Annotated in this window: 4 protein-coding genes; 3 read left to right on the forward strand and 1 reads right to left on the reverse strand. The window is 47.6% G+C overall.

What is annotated here, in order from left to right:
• The coding region (locus ON064_RS17720) for a hypothetical protein (RefSeq protein ID WP_274625805.1) at positions 1–212 on the reverse strand (212 nt) is incomplete at its 3' end.
• A 209-nt stretch (positions 213–421) separates the two neighbouring features.
• Between ON064_RS17720 and desA the strand changes: the two genes are divergently transcribed.
• The 3 genes from desA to ON064_RS17735 all read left to right on the forward strand — a co-directional run bounded on the left by desA (position 422) and on the right by ON064_RS17735 (position 3313).
• Positions 422–1441 (forward strand): Delta(5) desaturase DesA, encoded by a 1020-nt coding sequence (desA, locus tag ON064_RS17725; protein WP_121300895.1) that lies wholly within the window; start codon positions 422–424, stop codon positions 1439–1441.
• Between the two features lie 145 nt (positions 1442–1586).
• A complete protein-coding gene (locus ON064_RS17730; RefSeq protein WP_121300896.1) occupies positions 1587–2726 on the forward strand; it encodes a sensor histidine kinase in 1140 nt (379 codons plus the stop codon).
• Positions 2723–3313, forward strand: coding sequence for a response regulator transcription factor (locus tag ON064_RS17735; protein ID WP_058381863.1), 591 nt, complete (start codon positions 2723–2725; stop codon positions 3311–3313). The genes ON064_RS17730 and ON064_RS17735 overlap by 4 nt, the downstream gene beginning before the upstream one ends.
• Positions 3314–3317 lie beyond the last annotated feature (4 nt).

Genomic DNA, 3317 nt, shown 5'->3' on the forward strand with positions numbered 1-3317 from the left:
TGGTGCTTCAGGGCATCGTCGAGTTTCATCTGCTCGAGTTCCAGCCGCAGCTTCTGTGTTTCGATGACGTAATTGTCATGCTTGAGCTTTTCGAGTTCCACTTCCGTCTCCAAAGCACGTTGATGCATTTTTTTCTTTTTGGTCAAATAGTCCGTCCAGATAGCGACGAGGGGAATGGAAAAGATCATGATGACAGCTACCAGTCCTGTCATAGTGTTCACCTCTATTCAGATTATTCTGCATATAATTCAGTATACACGTTTTTCTTGATTTTAGAAAGTTATGGAAAAGCAAAAACCATGACAGGTGTCATACTCAGAAACAGACGTTTATGTCTTATGAAGAAGGGGGTAGGAGCGTAATATGATGGTTAACAAGTACACCGATGGGCACGACGCCCATTCTAGGAGGAAGACAAGATATGAGCAAAGAAAAGACAGCGCAATTACGTAAGTTTGTCGCCCCTTTCGAAAAAGCAGATGTTAAAGCAAGTGTTCAACAAATGATTAACACGATACCCCCATTTTTCATTCTTTGGTTTTTAGCTTATCTCGCACTGGATGTTTCCGTTTGGCTGACAGTAGGGATTTCCGTTATCGCAGCTGGATTTGTCGTCCGTATGTTCATCATTTTCCATGACTGCACACACGGATCGTTCTTCAAAAATAAAAAAGCGAACGCAATCGTCGGAACGATTACCGGCATATTGACACTTTTCGCTTATGAAAAATGGAAACGCGAGCACGCCATCCACCACGCGTCGAGCGGCAACCTCGACAAGCGCGGAGTCGGCGATATCTGGGTCATGACAATCGACGAGTATGTAGAAGCTTCCAAATGGGAACGCTTCAAGTACCGTATGTACCGTAACCCTCTCGTAATGTTTGGGTTAGGGCCGTTATTCCTGGTCTTGATTTCAAGCCGCTTCAACCGTAAAGATGCACGGAAGAAAGAACGCAACAACACGTACTTAATCAATGCTTCACTAGTGGTCCTTTACACAATCATGATCTTGGCGATCGGCTGGCAGGCATTCGTGCTGATCCAAGGCACAATCATGTTTACAGCTGGGGCACTTGGCATTTGGTTGTTCTACATCCAGCACACGTTCGAAGATTCTTATTTCGAGGACGAAAGCGAATGGGATTACGTGAAAGCGGCAATCGAAGGCAGCTCGTATTACGAATTGCCGAAAGTGCTGCAATGGGTGACTGGCAACATCGGTTTCCACCATGTCCATCACTTGAGCCCGCGCGTTCCGAACTACAACTTGGAAAAAGCGCATGTTTCCACGCCGCCATTGCAAAAAGCGACGACGGTCAACTTGAAGACAAGCTTTCAATCCTTGAAGTACAAAGTGTACGATGAAGAAAACAAGAGATTTGTTACATTCGGTGCCATCAAGCATTTGCTTGGTGAATCCCGGACCGCACAGCAATAAAGTGGAACTGTTCTTGCCTCCTCCTAGAGGCAAGAACAGTTTTTTCTTTGCGGAAAAGCTTGTTTGTAACTGGTAAACTGCGCAGGTTTTCTCTTTGTCCATGAGCTTTGGTATGATGGTAGCAAAGAAACTTTAGGAGGCAGTTATGCAAAACTGGTATCAAATTTTCCCCCGCAATACGTGGTTGAGCATTTATGCATGGACGATCTTTTGCATTTTGCCGTTCTTTTTCATTTTCCGTTCATCTTCCCCAACTGAAATCGCAGCAGGCATCATCCTGCTGGTGGCGTTTTTCATCGCTTACCGCTTGTCGTTCAGTTCGCATTCGTTTCTTGTGTACTTATGGGTAAGCGTCGAGATGATCATCAATGTCGCGATGATCTTTCTATTCGGCTATGTATACCTGGCGATTTTTTTGGCGTTCTTTATCGGCAATATCCGCAGCAAAGTCGGCTTTTTCATCATTTACGGCTTGCATATTGGAACAACGCTCGCCGCGATCATCTACGGCTTATTGGCCGATTTCAATCTGTATATCACGCAATTGCCGTTCATCATTTTAAGTGTTCTCGGTGTTATCTTATTGCCATTCAATACGTATAACCGGCACAAGCGTGAAAAGCTTGAAGGAGCGCTCGAAGATGCCAATAAGCGAATATCGCAGCTCGTACTGATCGAGGAGCGCGAACGGATAGCGCGCGATCTCCACGATACACTCGGCCAGAAATTGTCATTAATCGGCTTGAAAAGTGACTTGGCGGGGAAACTATTGAGTAAAGACCCGGAACGTGCCGCAGCTGAAATCCAGGATGTCCGCCAAACTGCACGCACCGCCTTGAAGGAAGTGAGGGAACTGGTGACGGATATGCGCGGTACGAAACTTGAAGACGAATTATTGCGCATCCAACAGATTCTCCGTGCCGCGGATATCGATTTCGTCTTTTACGGCAATGCCAAACTCAACAACACGCCGCTGTTAATGGAGCATGTGCTGAGCATGTGCTTGAAGGAAGCGGTCACCAATGTTGTGAAACATAGTGCAGCGTCCCGCTGTACGGTGCTGATCAAGCAGACGCCGAATGAAATCCTCGTGCAAGTGCAAGACGATGGCGTCGGCTTTCCAGAAGGCAATCCACTTGTTCAAGGGAATGGGCTTGCGGGAATGCGTGAGCGCCTGGACTTTGTCAATGGGCAAGTCGATATTGAAGTAATGGACGGCACAACTTTGAATATCCGGGTGCCGAATGTCATTCTTTATCAAGATATGGAGGCGAGAAATTCATGATTCGAATTGTACTGGCAGAAGACCAGCGCATGATGCTTGGCGCGCTCGGGTCGTTACTAGATCTGGAAGACGATTTGGAAGTGGTCGGCATGGCGTCGAATGGGGAGGAGGCGATCCGCTTAGTCGAGGAGCTGAACCCCGACGTTTGCATCATGGATATTGAAATGCCGGTCAAGAGTGGTTTGGACGCGGCAGAAGCCCTGAAAGACCACCCGTGTAAAACCATTATCCTGACGACTTTCGCGCGTTCAGGTTATTTCGAACGGGCACGAAAAGCGGGTGTCAGTGGCTATCTCTTGAAAGACAGCCCGAGCGAAGAGCTGGGGACATCGATTCGCACCATTATGGACGGCCGGCGGATTTATGCACCGGAACTCGTCGACCTCGCGTATGCGGGCAGCAATCCACTCACTGAACGCGAGCGGCAAGTGATGGAGTTGATCACGGAAGGGCGCAGCACGAAAGAAATCGCCAAAGAGCTGTTCATCACAACAGGGACAGTGCGCAATTACATCTCCACGATTCTTGATAAACTCGAAGCGAGCAATCGGATTGAAGCCATTGCGCGCTATCGTGAAAAAAGCTGAACGA

It is taken from the genome of Planococcus sp. A6 (genome assembly GCF_028823615.1).
GTDB lineage: Bacteria > Bacillota > Bacilli > Bacillales_A > Planococcaceae > Planococcus.